Origin of the sequence: Coleofasciculus sp. E2-BRE-01, from assembly GCF_040221695.1 — a bacterium.
Lineage (GTDB): Bacteria > Cyanobacteriota > Cyanobacteriia > Cyanobacteriales > Coleofasciculaceae > Coleofasciculus.
Genome location: NZ_JAVKEA010000141.1, coordinates 16,143 through 31,746, shown reverse-complemented (window position 1 = coordinate 31,746; position 15,604 = coordinate 16,143). Strand labels below are relative to the sequence as shown.

Sequence of the window (15,604 nt, the reverse complement as noted above, 5' to 3'; positions counted from 1 at the left end):
TGGGGGAAGCTGGGGGAGCTGGGGGAGCTGGGGAAGCTGGGGAAGCTGGGGAAGCTGGGGAAGCGGAGGGAGCAAATGACGAATGACGAATGACGAATGACAAATGACGAATGACAAATGACAAATGACAAATGACAAATGACGAATGACAAATGACAAATGACCAACCTACTACAATAAACAGATGACCCAGCTACGTTCAGCCGTTATTCTGATTACCGGTGCCGTCGGTGGCTTTGGACAAGAGTTAACCCGACAATTATTGATGGCGGGTAGCCGCTTAATCTTAACGGATTTGGATAAACCCGCGCTACATCAACGGGTGGCGGATATTCAGCGTCAAGTCGCCACGGGGGAGGTACTGGCTTGCGTCGAGGCTGATTTGTCGTCTCGTGAGGGCTGTGAAGCGCTGTATCATCAGGTCAAAGCCTTAGATATCCCAGTTGACGTTTTGATTAATAATGCTGGAATAGGTTTGTTTGGTCGCATGGACGAAGTTCCAGCACCGGAATGGGAACGGTTGATGCAGGTGAACTTAATCACACCAATGCGTTTAAGTTCCTTGTTTGTGGCGGATATGATTGCGCGTCAAAAAGGGCATATTGTGAATATTTCATCCGTCGCGGGTTGGTTTGCACTCGCAGGATTGACCCATTATTCTGCTAGTAAATATGGGTTACGGGGATTTAGTGAAGGGCTATTCAATGAAGTCAAGGACTACCATGTCAAAGTGACAGCCGTTTATCCATTTTTTAGCCGTACCCCCATTCTGCAAGCTAAACGGCATGGCACACTCGCTCAAGGGCATCAAGGTGTGCCAGACTCCTGGACAACTGATCCGGCGAAGGTGATGGCGGCGACGCTTCAAGGCATTCGGCGGGAGCAACTGCACGTTTTCCCGGATGCGATCGCGCAAAATGTCCAGCTTTTCAAACGATACACTCCTGGCTTATTAGACTGGATCAGTAATGAGTTTGCCAAAAGATTAAATCGTGGTGCAAGTTAGTCATTCTCGCTCAACCGTACAGCAGGTTAATACCAGTCACAAGCAGTTGATTCTCGGCGCAGGGTTTGTGGGATTGGGTATGGCTCAAGCCCTGAAAGCGGCGGGTATTGTCTATGATCAGGTGGATGGCAGTGATGATATCGGTGGTAATTGGTATCACGGGGTTTATGAAACTGCCCATATTATTTCATCCCGGACTATTACCCAATTTACTCATTTTCCCATGCCCGATGATTATCCAGATTTTCCCAGCGCTCAACATATCCGGGATTATCTGAATCGTTTTGCCGATCATTTTCAGTTACGGGAGCAGATTGAACTCAATCGTACTGTTGAGTATGTTCGACCAATTGAAAACAATCTCTGGGAAGTTACCTTTGCCAATGGAGAACAACGGATTTATAAAGGTGTATTACTGTGTAACGGACATCACTGGTGCAAACGGTTTCCGGAATTTGAGGGACAATTTCACGGGCAGATTATTCATTCTAAAGATTACAAAAAACCCGATCAACTTCGGGGTAAACGGGTGCTAGTGATTGGTGGTGGAAATTCAGCCTGTGATATTGCCGCCGAAGCCGCACGGGTAAGCCGTAAGAGTGTTTTAAGTATGCGTGAATCCGTCTGGTTTCTTCCCAAAACGTTTATGGGAGTGCCGACGGCTGATCTCCTGCGATGGTGGATGCCAGAATGGTTTCAACGGCTGGCGATGTCCGGCATCATTCGTCTGACGTTTGGAACTCATCAAGACTATGGTTTATCTAAACCGAACCATCGCATTTTTGAGAAACACCCCACGTTAAATAATGAAGTGCCGTATTATATTAAACATGGTCGGATTCTTGCCAAACCTGGAGTGCGTCGGCTTCAGGGAAAAAAAGTCGAGTTTGTCGATGGGAGCGAGCAGGAATTTGATTTAATTGTTTGTGCTACTGGTTATCATGTTGCCTATCCCTTCTTACCGGAGGAACTTCAGCGCGTTGAAGGATCTGTGGTTAAATGTTATGGTAGCTCGTTTATTGAGGATTACAAGGGACTCTATTACATTGGGTGGGGACAAGCGCGGGGCGGGGTTGGCTCATTGATAGCAGCTTACGGTCCCTATTTTACCCGTTGCCTGCAACTCCAGGATGAAATCAATGTGCCGCTAGGATTGGTGTTGAAAGAAATGGGACAAGAGTTACCAACGACACATCTGTCTGATCCGCAGCAGATTTTTAGGCAACTAAAACTGGCTCATTTTTTCTTTAACCGGATTGCTAAAAAAGCTGCTAAAGTTGATGCCAAGTATCCTAACTTTGAGAACCGTCCACTCCCGGCTAAACAATGACACAAAAAAGACAGAAAAATTCAATGAATTTATCCCCCGTTGTAGGGGCGCGTTTAGGGACTAAATTCCTAGGGTAGACTGGCTCTATAGGGCTTATCTATTGGGTCAAATTACCAGGCATAATCGCACCTCTGAGATCCGTATTTTTAAGCTTAGTCCCTGTCAGCTTTGCCGCCGTTAAATCAGCGTTTTTTAGGTAAGCGCCCTTAAGATCCGCATTAATCAAATTCGCCCCATTCAAATTGGCATTCTCTAAATTAGCACTTTGCAAATTCGCTCCCTGGAGGTTAGCTTCACTCAGATTAGCCTCTCTCAAATCAACGGTTCTCAGATCCATTTCCCTCAAATCAGCGCCACTCAAATTACATCCAGCACATTCACCCGTTTGCTGCAATTGCTGTACTGCGGCTTGAGGATTTTCAAAGGCTACAGGATTGGTAATTCGGGATGCGATCGCGAAACCTGTACCAATCACCGCCAATACCCCAACTTTCAACAGCAACATCGGCGTAATCCCAGACTGGAGTCGCTGAAATTGATCCGAAGTTGGCGAATTCCCCACTACATCAATCGGTAACAACTCCGCCAGCGCCGTCGCCGCATTGGGGAAGCGATCGCGCAATTTGGGTGCGACCATTTTATCCAGCCAGGTGATAAACTGAGGATTCAGACCCGATACTAGGGATTTATAGTTAATTCGACAGTCCTCATCCATTAAATTGCCAATATCAGCCGATTTAGTCTGAGTGAGTAAACAAATCAACGTTACTCCTAATCCATATAAATCAGACGCTTCCGTGAGTTGACGATTAAACATCTGTTCCGGTGGCATAAATCCTAACGTGCCCTTCACCACACTACTCGCCGCCAAATCATCCCCAAACGCACGCGCTAAACCAAAATCGACTAAATAAACCTTAATCTGGGGGGAACGTTCAACTAAAATATTTTCCGGCTTAATATCTCGATGGATAATTGGCGGAACTTGCTGTTGTAGGTAAACCAACACCTCCAAGAGTGCGATCGCAATTTGTTTAACTTCCTCTGGGGTAAAGGATTGGGGAACGGCTAAAGAGGGGGCTTGCTTGTATTCCTGAATTAAGCAAAAGCCATCCGGCGTTTCAAATGCATCCAGGTACTGAGGAATACTAGGACAATCCAATTGTTGCAGCAGCGTAATTTCCCGTTCATGGGCGTCAAAATCTGACCAATTCGCACCCGTTTTGGCAAATTGAAATTGTTTAAGCACTACAGGTTGTTCGGTAGATTGATGGGTGGCTAAGTACGTTACCCGCCCACTACTGCGGTTGTGTCCCAATTCCCGCTGAATCAGATAACCTTGCCGGGAAAATTCTGGGTAGTTATTATTTGAGTTTTGAATAATAGAATTCATGGCGACATCAATATTTTTTTTAGTTTTGATCCAAGTTGAAGCCAGTTAAATATTGACAAACGACCCATCACCGTTAATGCTGATGTAGGGGCGACCCGCTTGTCTAACTAAACAACTGTATCCACTCAATTTAATTGGGTCGCCCTTTACTTAATCTAGCTTTTCCGCGAGTAAAACAAATAACAAATGACCAATGACAAATGACCAATGACAATAGCCGCGATTAACCTTAATTTTGCCCACCGACTTATAGCGATTTCGCTCGCTTGACTAACCGAATAAACTCGGCTCGGTATCCATCTAAATCTGCTCCTTGAGATTGACTAGCAAGCTGTAAAACATGATCAAGATTACCATTCCCTTTGTACTGTGATTCTCTCAATACCATACCAAATTCAGCAACCGAAGCGGAGAATTTAAAATTATTCGAGGCTTGGGCTAAGGTTAATCCTTTATCCACAACAGGTGCGGTAATCAGTTGGGATGTATCCTGATCCGGCTGCTTATATCGTAACTTCACCTGCATTAACTCATTCCCGGAAAAGGTCATCGATTCATCAGTTTTCTGTTGAGAGTCTACGAGATCAACATCCGATAACGAAACATCACTCTTCACACCCACGGGAATAATTTCATAGAGGGCGGTAACAGAATGACCCGCACCTAACTCGCCTGCGTCTTTTTTATCATCCTCAAACGCTTCATTTTGCAGTCGCCGATTTTCATAACCGATTAGCCGATAGCCTTGCACTTTTTCCGGGTTAAATCCCACTTGAATTTTCACATCCTTGGCAATGGTGAGTAAGGTTCCACCGATTTCATTGACTAGGACTTTATTCGCTTCTAGGATATTGTCAATATATGCATAATTGCCATTGCCTTTATTGGCGATTTTTTCCATCTTGGCATCTTGGAGATTCCCTGTGCCAAATCCTAGCACGGTAAGGAAAATGTCTTGCTCTCGTTTCTCTTCAATCAGCTTAACTAATTGCTCATCGCTAGAGATACCGACATTGAAATCTCCATCAGTAGCGAGAATCACGCGATTATTACCGGATTCGATAAAATTGTCTTGAGCTAATTTATACGCCAGTTTAATTCCCTGACCTCCAGCCGTTGATCCTCCAGCTTCGAGTTTATCAATTGCTGCTAATATAGTGTCTTTTTGGTTTCCAAGTGTTGGCGGTAGCACTGTCCCAGCCGCACCTGCATAGACAACAATACTAACCTTATCTTCATCTCGCAATTGGTCTACGAGTAACCGGAATGCTTCTTTAAGTAAGGGGAGTTTATTGGCGTCCGACATGGAACCGGAAACATCTAACAAAAAGACCAGATTACTGGGAGGTAAATTTTCGGTCGAAATAATTTTTCCTTGCAAGCCAATGTGAACTAATTTGTGTTTGGAATTCCAAGGCGCTTCGGCAACTTCTGTGGTGATAGAAAAAGGTTTATCTTCTTTAGGTTGGGGATAATCGTAAGTAAAATAATTGATTAATTCCTCAAGTCGCACCGCATTGGGGGGTGGAAGTCGATTCTCATTGATAAAGCGCCGCACGTTACTATACGAAGCTGCATCAACATCAATGGAAAACGTAGAGAGAGGATTGCTGTTAGCGCTTAAAAAGGGATTTTCTGGGATGGTACTGTAGGTTTCGCGGTTAGATGCTTCGGGATCTGGACGTAGACCCTGGAGGCGATCTAAACTCTGTGATTGCTGGGCTTGCGGCGCGAATCTAGTCCCCGGCAAGTTCTCTGCATCTGATTGAGTCTCTGGGAGGGAAGCTGCCTCGGGTGAGACTTTCATGGGAGCCTGTTCGCTAGGAGCTTCAGACGTATAGTTTCCTCCTTCTCCCCCTTCGCAAGCAACGGTAAGCGCTCCCAATATAGCGGCTAGTCCTAAAGTTGCGATCGCTCTATGTCTGGTGTTCATGATTCCCCCTTCAGACTGAGGCTCAGTCTGTTCTATACAAAAGTTTAACAACTAAACATTTTTGGCTGTAACCTCTTTGTTTTACTATTGAAGCGGGGAATTTGAGTCCGTGGTTGCCAAAACTGTAACATCGGCGATTAGTCCAGAAAATTCCGGCTTTCCCAGCGGGTTACAACCCTAAATGATATAGCCTATGCACTTATCTCTCAGGCTTCCCGACTTATGCAATTTGGAGTTAGTGTTTTGTAACTGTAACTTCCTCATGTTATTATTAAACTTCACAGAAGAGGATATCGAGTATTATGAGTCTGGCTCTTTTTCGTCACTTATCCTTGACTATTTATTCAAACAATCGTCTCTGGATGAATCAACTGGTAACCAGCGGCTTTAATCTTCTGATTATTAATCCGTGCATTCAGAGCGCGAAAACTAGGTTTGGTAGCATCCCAAATAACTCTTTCTAAACCTTGGTTATCGCAAACATAATCGCACAATTCTCGGCTAGTCCAGCGTAAATTATTCACCAGATTATAAATGCCCTTGAGTCTATTTTGATAGGCAAAATCCACCGCTGTCACAATATCATCCAAATGAATCCAACAAGCAAAGCTTTCACCACTTCCAGGTAGAGTTTTCCCAGCCAGACGGCTTAACCGTTTGATCAACTCTCTACCCGGACCATAAATTCCGCCCAATCGCAGGATACAAACGCTTAAGTCTTCAGGGACTGAATTTAACAGAATCTGCTCGGCTTCATACAGCACTTGATTATATTCATTATCTGTATCTACCCCAGACGTTTCATCAACCCACTCGCCATTCTTGTTTCCGTATACTGAGCAGCTACTTAGGTAAATTAACTGCTTAAATGTGGAAGTTTTCGTCAAGGCGGCGACCAAGTTTTTCACGGTGGGAATGTATGTTTCCCGATAGACTTCTGCTTCCACCTGACGAGTGCTGGTTGGAGCAACACTTAGTAGACAGATATCCTGGTTTTGTACCAGAGAATGAACAGCTTTGGCGTCATTTCCTTGCATAATTACAACCTGATCAGCTACTTCCTCAAGTTCGGCAACGCGCTCTTCCCGCGTAGTCGTTACTGTGACGAAGTGACCCTGTTTTTGCCAATGGTAAGCGACAGCCGTTCCCACGTAGCCACAACCGATAATTGCCACCTTCTTAACAACATCGCCGTGCGGCTGCTCTGAGCCAAGAGACTCTGCACCGTGCGTTGCCATTTCATGAGCATCATTGCTAAGAATGGTTTTTCCATTAGTTGTGGTATGCATAGCTGCCTTTAGATTGATAAATTTATTAAAATCAATGTAACTATCCTTTTGTGTAATCGCAAATATTTTAGATAATGGACGGCAATTTTGTGTTAGTGTTGACCAAAAGAGAATTTAAGTCTGCCAATCGACAAATAGGGAATAGAGATAGGCGATCGCTTCCCCAATCATAGTTCGTACTCCTTCGCTAGATTGCCACCACTGTTGCGGATCATACTCTTGAGGTTCAGCCGCAATCACACCAACTCGGATTTTTGGTTCTAATACAGCTTTAAATATAATCCAGCTTCGACGGGCATGAGGTCCCAACGAATAGAGATTAATCGATTTTACCTCTAATTCGGATGTCGATAACCATTCCCGTAGGGCGACGGCGCTAGCTTGAGTCCGATGTTTAATCACATTGGGGGCGGGAACAGCCACTAATTGTTCTGGATTAAACCCCAAGGTGATAAAGGTGGCGGCGGTGAGTTCGGCAAAATTATTGTATTCGGCTAAATAATATCCCTTGGAAACAGGCAAACCTGTGGTAATCAGATAATTATAAGACCCGCGTTGAAAGAGTGCGATCGCGTCTTTAATGGCGTAATCGGGTATCCAGCCTTCCACCACCATGACATCAGCCGCCACGGGAGAGTTAACCGCCAGGAATGGATAGATAGTGTTGAGGGTGAATAGCATTAGAGAAAGTATACAAATCAGTGTCACTATCCATCCCTGAATAGTCAGAGTCCACTGGGTTTTGCGATGGACTAAACGAATTTTGATTTTAGCAGTTAACCTTCTGAACGGCTGTAATTTTTTTTTACCATGTTCGATTTAACCACTTCCATTAGTTGTTAGATTACCAAATAACTTATCTCCGTGCCGTTCTTTTAAATTCATGATTCGTGTTCTTTCAATAGAGTTGCTTATTGCCAACAATATCCATTACAGCCGTAACCATTCCCCAATTCAACCTCCTTTAAGTTGCGCTATCATATCGGCGGGATTCCAGTAAGCACGAGTGCTTTGGATTTTACCCGCTTCATTCACCTCAAAAACGGTGATTCCTTCAAAGGTTATGGTTTTGTCACTCTTACTGAGTCCCTGCATTGTCCACTTAACGGCAGCTTCATTACCCGCCACAAAAATATGCTCGATTGTTGCTTCAAGTTGTTTAAATACTCCCTGTAGCTGAGCAAAAAATTCCTGAAATCCTTCATGAACTTTCGTGGGAGGTTGTCCTACCGGATCATAACTGACAGCATCTTCAGCAAAGTCGTCCAGCCAACCGTCGGGATTCATCGCTGCCACTTTGGTAAAATAGGTTCTGACGAGTGCTTCAATCGGTTTTGTTGACATTGTTTTATTCTCCATTGCTGAATACGTCTAGAGTAAAATTGGTATTATTGAAATACTAAGACTCAGGGATGATTGATCAAGTCAATCTTAATACACAATTATAGTTTTTATTGGTGGGTTACGGCGGATATCTCAATTAAGGGGTTATTTGTCTAGATTAAACTTCCGCCTAACCCACCCTACAGATAATTAATATTGTCTTTAATATTGTCTTTATGAATGACTCTAAATTGAGTTGGTAAGTCGTGGAGATATTCACTCCATAATTTTGATTGGGTTAACTCAACTATTCAGTTTCCACGAAAACGGTAACGGCGGCAACAGCAATTAGCATTTCGTCATTTTTATCATTGAGTTCAGGAATGGCTCGACCTTGAACCACCATTCCCCCAGATTGTACGGTGAGTGATTTTTGCCCAAAGGGTAATACAGCGAGAACCTCTTCCTGTCGCACTTGATCCGGATAAGGTACGGCGACTTGCACCTCTACAATCATTTGATTGGGATCGCTCAAACCTGCAACTTCCCAGACACCGGGTAAGGCGTTGTGCGCGATCGCGTTCCGCACAGCCCTAGATGCAGCTACAGTGGGTTCTTGTCCATGTTGGTCTACCCCCATACCCATTTCAATAATTAAGCGTTTGCGAGTCATAGTGCTTTCTTGATTACCTCAACGTTGAACTGAGATCGCATCTAAATTTAACAGTTGGCGCGTTTCATTGGCGGCTTCCTGCATCAACCTGGTTATCTCGTTATTATCAACTCGTTGAGCAAGGGCGGTTCTGGTAATTAATTTACTCAGATATTTCTGTAAGATAAAAGAGGCTTGATCATACTGAGGAATGGGAGGGCGCAATATTGAATTTTTTACTGCCTCTTTCAACGACGGTAAATAGGGATATTTCGCTGTAATTTCTGGATCATCAAATAACGCTTCTCGACTGGGTAAATATCCTTTCTCTAAAATTAACTTTTTCTGGGCTGCTTGACTGGTAAAGTATTGAATCGCTTTCCAGGCTTTATCTTGATGCTTTGAATTCTTCGCGATGCCTAAGCCCCAACTCCCATTACAGCCACTTGGACGTAAATTATTATTAGTTGGATTGCTTGAAAGATTCAAGACTTGTACGCCGATATTAGCGGGATCAGTAAATTGATTCCATACATAGGGCCACTGGCGCAGGAATATCGTATTCTGATCTTGGTTAAACGTTTCCAATGATTCCTCTTCGCTGTATAAGATAACTTCTGGCGACGAAATATTATCTCGAATTGTATTGAGTAAAAACTGGACAGCTTGTTCAGCCTCAGGTTGCTCCAATCCCACCTCTAAACTTTCCGGCTTAATCCAGAATCCGCCATAGCTTTCTAATACCTCGACAAAGGTAGCAACCAATCCTTCATACCGCCATCCCTGCCATAAATAAACGCCTTGAGAGTTCCCTTGATTGTTCCAACTTTGGGCAAGGGTTTTCAATTGCTGTAAGGTGGCAGGTGGCTGAGTATTACCCAGTAAATTTTTGCGGTAGTATAAGAGACCAATATCTGAACGCAAAGGCATCCGATAGAGCTGACCTTTATATTCTCCTGCATCAATCGCACTTGGTAAAAATCCTTCGTTTATGAGGGTATCTTTAGCCGTCCATTCATATAGATTAACCAGACACCCCTTGGCAGCAAACTCCGGCATCCAGATAATATCTGTATAGACTAAATCATAAAGTGAATTTCCCGCTTGGCACTCCCGAACAAAATCTTCCTTCAGCCGATAGGTTACGTCACCTGCTAGGTTAGTTCTCGTTTTCAAGTTAATCCGGATTTTGGGATAGTTCTGGTGAAAATCCGTGATTAACGACTGCCAAGCCGACGCTTCATCAGCCGGAACAAATAAGGTTAAATGCGTGGGGGACCAGGTTAAATAGATTAGTAATAATAGTAAAACTTGGATAACGGCAACGAATATCCAGATGGAACGGGAATTAAGTCGTCGGCTAAATTGCCCCAGTTTTTTCACAAGCTGCTTAGTTTTCATAACCTGTCCTTGAACAAGGTGACGGGTCAAACTTTTTCATAAGACAAGGGATCTTGTAGTCCGAGTTCAGCAAAAGCGGCAAGCCGCAAGCGACAAGAATCACAGACACCACAAGCCACCTCATCCCCAGCATAGCAAGACCAAGTTTCTTGCCAAGGCACTCCCAGTTTATTGCCTAACTCGATAATTTCTGTTTTTTTTAGCTGAATTAGCGGGGTGATAATTTGAATCGGCTCTCCCTCGCGCCCCTGTTTTGTGCCTAGGCGAAAGACTTCCTGCATGGCTTGGATATAATCAGGACGGCAATCGGGGTAACCGGAATAATCTAACGCATTAACACCCAGATAGATAGCTGTAGCACCGATCGCTTCGGCGTAGGATAGCCCAAAACTCAAAAAAATGGTATTTCGTGCGGGGACGTAGGTAATGGGGATACTCTGGGACATCTGCTGGAGCGATCGCGTCTGGGGCAAATCGAGGGTATCATCCGTTAAGGCTGAACCTCCCCACTGGCTTAAGTCAAAGCGTACCACCTGATGGTCTTTGACACCTGCACCTTTAGCAATTGCGATCGCGGATTCGAGTTCCCGTTGATGTCGCTGTTGATAGTTAAAGGATATCGCATAACACTCATAGCCCTCTGCCTTAGCTTGATAGAGAACTGTAGACGAATCCAATCCACCAGACAATAAAACTACAGCTTTCGACATCTTTACCCCCGTCATTTGTTATTTGTCATTTGTCATTTGTCATTCGTCATTTGTCATTTGTCATTTGTGATAATTGAACGGTTAGGTGGGGGCGGGTTTAGTTATATCAGGGTGCAAAGCAAACGTTAGCGGTAAAACCCGCCCCTACAATTCCCCCATCTCGCCCATCTCGCCCATCTCGCCCATCTCCCCCATCTCCCCCATCTTCCCCATCTCCCCCAGCTCCCCCTCTGCCCCTCTGCCCAAAATGGACAACCCAAAAACTGACACATTTACCTACACCTAAAGTAACCGTAAACCCACAATGAAAACAGAATAGCCGTCCGAAAGACTTCCGTTATCTGGCAAATTGGGGCAATCTTTGGAATTCTTCACATTTAAAGGTGCTGTGGTACTATCTGGATGGTTTAAGGCGGCTCAACATAAGTAAATTGACTTAGTTCCCGTGGTGGAGGAGCATATAAGAGTGCAAGATAGCATGTATCAAAGACATCTGGATACTCATGTCCAACGTAGCCTGCCGCAGCCAATCCGAATTGGCGTGATTGGCGTTGGTAACATGGGACAGCATCATGCCCGCGTTTTGAGTCTTTTGAAAGACGTGGAAATGGTAGGCGTGGCAGACATTAACGTAGAACGGGGTTTGGACACGGCAAGTAAATACCGTGTTCGCTTCTTTGAAGATTATCGCGATTTACTCCCTTATGTGGATGCGGTTTGTATTGCCGTACCCACCCGACTACATTATGAAGTGGGAATGACCTGTTTGCGATCAGGGGTTCATGCCTTAATCGAAAAACCGATTGCTGCCAGTATCGCTGAGGCAGAATCCCTAGTCAACGCTGCTGCTGAGTATCAATGTATTCTGCAAGTGGGTCACATTGAACGGTTTAATCCTGCCTTTCAAGAACTTAGCAAAGTCTTGAAGACGGAGAAATTGCTGGCACTAGAGGCGCATCGCATGAGTCCCTATTCCCACAGAGCCAATGATGTATCTGTGGTTCTGGATTTAATGATCCACGATATTGACCTGCTGATGGAATTGGCGGATGCCCCGGTCATCCGATTAACGGCTAGTGGTAGCAATGCCTCTGAGTCGGGGCATTTAGATTATGTCACCGCTAATTTAGTTTTTGCTAATGGCATTGTGGCAACACTTACCTCAAGTAAAGTGACCCATCGCAAAATCCGTCGCATTGCCGCCCATTGTAAAAATTCCCTCACAGAAGCCGATTTTCTCAATAACGAAATTCTGATTCATCGGCAAACGACGGCTAATTGTGAAACCGACTATGGTCAGGTTCTCTATCGCCAAGATGGGTTAATTGAAAAGGTTTACACCAGTAATATCGAACCGCTTTACGCCGAGTTAGAACATTTTGTCAACTGTGTGCGTGGCGGAAATCAACCCTCTGTTGGTGGTGAACAGGCGCTGAAAGCCCTGCGTTTAGCGAGTTTAGTGGAGCAGATGGCTTTGGATGGTCAAGTTTGGCATCAGGTAGACCGAGAGACTGATAAACTCAAATCTCCCATGATTGCGGTGTCTTAATCGGAATGGTACTGAATTAAGGCTGGTGGGTTTCGACTTCGCTCAACCCACCCTACGGTATAACAAGGGTTACGGCAATTTGTCTGAATCAGGCTGTGGTTTGTAAGTAGGTCGGTGGAAATAAACCGAACTATGTTGAGTTCGGTGAATGTTATTCAAACCCTTACAAATGACAAATGACGAATGACGAATGACGATCTCAGCCGTTAACTTTTATTGCCCCTACCTACTTATCAATGACAAATGACGCTCAAGCGATCGCGCAATGACTTCGCTGACTTGCTGATTACCCTGGGGACTTAAGTGGATGTGATCCCGATACCAGGTTTCTGGGGTTGGCGCGTTGTTGAACAGAGGTAAACCGTCGATATAGGGAATTTGCTGGGCTTCGGTAAACGCTTTCAGGCGATTTCGGGCTTTGATTTCATAATCACGGGGTCCGGGTTCGCCAATTTCCCGTAATAGGGGAGTCATGACGAGCAGAAACTCCGCCCCTGCCTCCTGAGAAAGCCTGTAAGCGTGACCAATAGCATCTAAGTTAAACCCCACGCGATCGCCTTTTTCCGCACGGACAGCCGCCATTTCGGGTGGAGATTCGTAAGGCAAAAAACGGTTCATTGCCTCAATCAGGGCTAATGGGGGTCTATGGCTGGGGTAATTGCGATCGCGTCCCACGGGGATCGGGGTGGGGGCTGTGGCAAAGAGATCATCGGTATTAATCACCAAGACGACAGCTTGGGCGTTGAACGTGCCAAACTTTTGTAGATACGCCGATTCATTCCGAGGTCCCCAGGAATTAGCAGAGGCGTTAAGCACTTCGATTTGCTCAAACACCTTCTGGGACTTGAACGGTGTCAATTGAGTGGCAAGCTGCGCTGAAAGGGTTTCGTCTTGGTCAGTCCACCAGCCCCCATTCACGATAGAATCACCCAAGAGTAAAACCCGCAGCGTAGAGGGCGATCGCTCTGGTGTAATCGCATCACTTCGCATGGAATAGGCGTTAATGGCAATCCGATTACCCATACGAGTCGTCTTTTGGTTAGGGGCTAATAAATAGCCAATTTGCTCATCGGCTATATAAATTGGCGGTTTCCCCAAGCCAAAGAGTAAACGCAAGCCGATTTCTACTGCCACCACCAATCCCAGCAACACTCCGAGAATGATTAATAACGCTTTCACCCAATCCTCTCCTTCATTTGATCGACAATGACCACTATTGACCCTAATTTAGCCTGAGTAGGGTGTAGGGGTACGATATTATCGTGCTTAAGCTCAACCCCTCACCCCCAGCCCCTCTCCCAAGCTTGGGAGAAGGGGTTAGGGGATGAGGGGGAAAATGTCGAGAAGTAGATAGACACAGATTAAAATTCAGCAACCCCTAAATGGAATTTTGTGATCAAAACCGTCAAGGCAGGATATATTCAAGTTGGGAAATCCCTTCAATCAGAATAGGAGTGTGTAACAGAATATGTCAGACCTAAATCGTGGCATCATGAAGTTTAAGGGAGCAGATAGTCCTCTGGCGATCGTGATTTCGACGGTGTTAGTTCTGGGGGGTATTGGGTTCCTACTTTGGTGGGCATTACAGACGGCTTACAATGTGGGTTAACTGTCAATCTATGGCAAAAGGAGTAGGATACTGATCACGTTACGTCCTACTCTCTGTCTGTTTGCCAACCCAAAGATTGCCGCTGAGGTTCCTCGCGATCGCGAATACGCACCAATCAATTCCGGTATGTCAACAAACGTTAAGGGACTAAAACCCCCTGCCCTTCTGCCCTCTGCCCTCTACTTTGTTTGCCCCATTTCCCCTGCCCGATTTTCCCTAAGGGTTTGGTAAGATAGCCTTCGCCAAAATTTCGCCATTTCAGCATGATTGCCTTGCCAATCCCCATTTATTTACTTGCGGCGTCAGACATCGGTCCTCTTTTGGGCAATGTTTGGCTTGATATTGCCGTACTGATTGTGATGTTTGTGCTGTCGGGGATGTTCTCAGGTTCAGAGACAGCAATCACGGCATTAGATAATCTGAAACTGAGGGCGCTGATTAAAGACAAAGGTGATCCCAGTGGTATATTTCGCCTGGTTTTAGAGAAGCGATCACGCTTTATTACGACGCTGCTGGTGGGCAATAATTTAATCAATAATTTTTCGGCAATTCTCACCAGTAATCTGTTTGCCTTGTGGCTGGGAAATGCAGGGTTAGGACTTGCGACTGCGGTTGTCACGTTTGTTGTTTTGATTTTCGGGGAAATTACGCCCAAATCCTTGGCAATTAATAATGTCTTGCCTGTGTTCCAGACTGTGGTTCGCCCGATCTATTGGCTGTCGCGATTTTTATCCTTTTTTGGCATTATTTATTTTTTGGAAACTATTGCCCAGGCAGCGATTCGCTTTTTCCAGGGGGGGATTGTCCAAGAGGGGGAATCGGTGCGGGATCTTAAGTTAATGATTGAGGTGTTAGGGGGGAAAGGAATTCTCGATCTGGATAAGCATCAACTGTTGAGTAAAGCGTTGATGTTAGACAATTTAAGCGCTCGCGATGTGGTGAAACCCCGGATTGAAATGCGGACAATTTCCCACGAGGAGACGTTGCAAAATTTAGTTAATTTTTGTTTAGAAACTGGATATTCTCGGATTCCAGTTCAGGAAGAATCCAAAGATGAAATTGTCGGCATCGTTCACCTGAAGAGAGCGCTTCAGTATTTAAGAGTCGCCCAACCAGAAGAAGGGGATATTTCCGTGACGGCTGCGATGGACCCACCGATTTATGTGCCAGAAACCAATCGAGTGGCGAATTTACTCAAGGATATGTTACGACAGCGTTTTCATATTGCCATCATCGTGGATGAATACGGCGGTACGGTGGGATTAGTGACATTAGAAGACATTTTAGAGGAACTGGTGGGTGAAATTTATGATGAGAGCGATCGCCTGGTTCCGAATCGTTCTAGAACCTAATTTGTCATTTGTCATTTGTCCTTGGTCATTCGTAAAGGTTTGAGGACTATTGACCGA

General features: G+C 45.0%; 14 protein-coding genes. 5 read left to right on the top strand and 9 right to left on the bottom strand.

Annotated features, from left to right (window positions below):
- Positions 1–184 precede the first annotated feature (184 nt).
- Together RIG66_RS17120 and RIG66_RS17115 are read left to right on the top strand one after the other, a co-directional pair.
- Positions 185–1,006: an SDR family NAD(P)-dependent oxidoreductase gene (locus RIG66_RS17120; protein WP_446379977.1), complete on the top strand. Its 822-nt coding sequence runs from the start codon at positions 185–187 to the stop codon at positions 1,004–1,006.
- The gene (locus RIG66_RS17115) at positions 996–2,336 is read left to right on the top strand and encodes a flavin-containing monooxygenase (protein WP_446379976.1); all 1,341 of its coding nucleotides are present in this window, start codon (positions 996–998) and stop codon (positions 2,334–2,336) included. Before RIG66_RS17120 ends, RIG66_RS17115 begins: the two co-directional genes overlap by 11 nt.
- Positions 2,337–2,433: 97 nt before the next feature.
- Here RIG66_RS17115 and RIG66_RS17110 read toward each other — a convergent pair whose 3' ends face one another.
- The 8 genes from RIG66_RS17110 to queC all read right to left on the bottom strand — a co-directional run bounded on the left by RIG66_RS17110 (position 2,434) and on the right by queC (position 11,037).
- On the bottom strand, positions 2,434–3,729 hold the full coding sequence (locus RIG66_RS17110) for a protein kinase domain-containing protein (protein ID WP_446379975.1): 1,296 nt from the start codon (positions 3,727–3,729) through the stop codon (positions 2,434–2,436).
- Between the two features lie 247 nt (positions 3,730–3,976).
- A complete protein-coding gene (locus RIG66_RS17105; protein WP_446379974.1) occupies positions 3,977–5,662 on the bottom strand; it encodes a vWA domain-containing protein in 1,686 nt (561 codons plus the stop codon).
- Positions 5,663–6,006: 344 nt separating this feature from the next.
- Positions 6,007–6,951 (bottom strand): SDR family oxidoreductase, encoded by a 945-nt coding sequence (locus RIG66_RS17100; RefSeq protein ID WP_446379973.1) that lies wholly within the window; start codon positions 6,949–6,951, stop codon positions 6,007–6,009.
- Positions 6,952–7,065: 114 nt separating this feature from the next.
- Positions 7,066–7,632, bottom strand: coding sequence for a cytosine deaminase (locus RIG66_RS17095; RefSeq protein ID WP_446380016.1), 567 nt, complete (start codon positions 7,630–7,632; stop codon positions 7,066–7,068).
- Positions 7,633–7,905: 273 nt separating this feature from the next.
- Entirely contained in the window at positions 7,906–8,295 is a 390-nt protein-coding gene (locus RIG66_RS17090; protein WP_446379972.1) for a nuclear transport factor 2 family protein, read from the bottom strand.
- Between the two features lie 286 nt (positions 8,296–8,581).
- On the bottom strand, positions 8,582–8,947 hold the full coding sequence (locus RIG66_RS17085) for a Lin0512 family protein (protein ID WP_446379971.1): 366 nt from the start codon (positions 8,945–8,947) through the stop codon (positions 8,582–8,584).
- Positions 8,948–8,965: 18 nt separating this feature from the next.
- On the bottom strand, positions 8,966–10,327 hold the full coding sequence (locus tag RIG66_RS17080; protein WP_446379970.1) for an extracellular solute-binding protein: 1,362 nt from the start codon (positions 10,325–10,327) through the stop codon (positions 8,966–8,968).
- Positions 10,328–10,353: 26 nt separating this feature from the next.
- Positions 10,354–11,037, bottom strand: coding sequence for a 7-cyano-7-deazaguanine synthase QueC (gene queC, locus RIG66_RS17075; RefSeq protein ID WP_446379969.1), 684 nt, complete (start codon positions 11,035–11,037; stop codon positions 10,354–10,356).
- 478 nt (positions 11,038–11,515) lie between these two features.
- On the opposite strand from queC, the gene RIG66_RS17070 reads away from it, so the two are divergent.
- Positions 11,516–12,586 (top strand): Gfo/Idh/MocA family oxidoreductase, encoded by a 1,071-nt coding sequence (locus tag RIG66_RS17070; RefSeq protein ID WP_446380015.1) that lies wholly within the window; start codon positions 11,516–11,518, stop codon positions 12,584–12,586.
- Positions 12,587–12,808: 222 nt separating this feature from the next.
- Here the strand turns inward: RIG66_RS17070 and RIG66_RS17065 are convergent, their stop codons facing one another.
- On the bottom strand, positions 12,809–13,765 hold the full coding sequence (locus tag RIG66_RS17065) for an SGNH/GDSL hydrolase family protein (protein ID WP_446379968.1): 957 nt from the start codon (positions 13,763–13,765) through the stop codon (positions 12,809–12,811).
- A 289-nt stretch (positions 13,766–14,054) separates the two neighbouring features.
- On the opposite strand from RIG66_RS17065, the gene RIG66_RS17060 reads away from it, so the two are divergent.
- Both RIG66_RS17060 and RIG66_RS17055 read left to right on the top strand, forming a co-directional pair.
- Positions 14,055–14,195 carry a hypothetical protein gene (locus RIG66_RS17060; RefSeq protein WP_446372777.1) on the top strand — a complete coding sequence of 47 codons (141 nt, stop codon included), beginning with the start codon at positions 14,055–14,057 and terminating at the stop codon, positions 14,193–14,195.
- A 263-nt stretch (positions 14,196–14,458) separates the two neighbouring features.
- On the top strand, positions 14,459–15,547 hold the full coding sequence (locus tag RIG66_RS17055; protein ID WP_446379967.1) for a hemolysin family protein: 1,089 nt from the start codon (positions 14,459–14,461) through the stop codon (positions 15,545–15,547).
- Positions 15,548–15,604 lie beyond the last annotated feature (57 nt).

Coding starts and splice junctions, on each gene's coding strand:
- RIG66_RS17120 (WP_446379977.1), top strand. CDS start 185: ATGACCCAGCTACGTTCAGCCGTTATTCTGATTACCGGTGCCGTCGGT.
- RIG66_RS17110 (WP_446379975.1), bottom strand. CDS start 3,729: ATGAATTCTATTATTCAAAACTCAAATAATAACTACCCAGAATTTTCC.
- RIG66_RS17105 (WP_446379974.1), bottom strand. CDS start 5,662: ATGAACACCAGACATAGAGCGATCGCAACTTTAGGACTAGCCGCTATA.
- RIG66_RS17100 (WP_446379973.1), bottom strand. CDS start 6,951: ATGCATACCACAACTAATGGAAAAACCATTCTTAGCAATGATGCTCAT.
- RIG66_RS17095 (WP_446380016.1), bottom strand. CDS start 7,632: ATGCTATTCACCCTCAACACTATCTATCCATTCCTGGCGGTTAACTCT.
- RIG66_RS17090 (WP_446379972.1), bottom strand. CDS start 8,295: ATGTCAACAAAACCGATTGAAGCACTCGTCAGAACCTATTTTACCAAA.
- RIG66_RS17085 (WP_446379971.1), bottom strand. CDS start 8,947: ATGACTCGCAAACGCTTAATTATTGAAATGGGTATGGGGGTAGACCAA.
- RIG66_RS17080 (WP_446379970.1), bottom strand. CDS start 10,327: ATGAAAACTAAGCAGCTTGTGAAAAAACTGGGGCAATTTAGCCGACGA.
- queC (WP_446379969.1), bottom strand. CDS start 11,037: ATGTCGAAAGCTGTAGTTTTATTGTCTGGTGGATTGGATTCGTCTACA.
- RIG66_RS17070 (WP_446380015.1), top strand. CDS start 11,516: ATGTATCAAAGACATCTGGATACTCATGTCCAACGTAGCCTGCCGCAG.
- RIG66_RS17060 (WP_446372777.1), top strand. CDS start 14,055: ATGTCAGACCTAAATCGTGGCATCATGAAGTTTAAGGGAGCAGATAGT.
- RIG66_RS17055 (WP_446379967.1), top strand. CDS start 14,459: ATGATTGCCTTGCCAATCCCCATTTATTTACTTGCGGCGTCAGACATC.